This window comes from Nocardia aegles (genome assembly GCF_052545135.1).
In genome coordinates, this window is the sequence record NZ_JBQWRI010000072.1 from 1 (window position 1) to 401 (window position 401).

Annotated in this window: 1 protein-coding gene; it reads left to right on the top strand. The window is 66.6% G+C overall.

Translation table 11 applies throughout. The features are described from left to right. The coding region (locus tag ACT89H_RS29500) for an AMP-binding protein (protein ID WP_445111942.1) at positions 1-401 on the top strand (401 nt) is incomplete at both ends.

The following is a 401-nucleotide window of genomic DNA, read 5'->3' on the forward strand; positions in this document are numbered from 1 at the left end:
GCAGTGGATGTGCGCGGAGCACCATATCGGCGACCGTGATGCGGTATTGCACAAGACTCCGCTGACCTTCGATGTGTCGGTGTGGGAACTATTCGCCCCCCTCGTCGGCGGAGCACGCATCGTGTTGGCCCCGCCCGGGGCCGAGACCGACCCACGAACGCTGGCCGAGGTGATCCGCACGCATTCGGTCACCCACGCCGAGTTCGTGCCGTCAGTGCTGGAGATGCTTCAGGCCGAGCTCGGCTCGAATCCGGTGGACTCGCTGCGCGAGGTGCTCGCCGGCGGCGAGGTGCTCTCGGGACAACTTGCGGCATGCTTCACCGACGCTAGCCGCGCCGAATTGTTCAACACCTACGGCCCGGCCGAGGCCACCATCACCGTGACACGCCACCGGTTCGAGC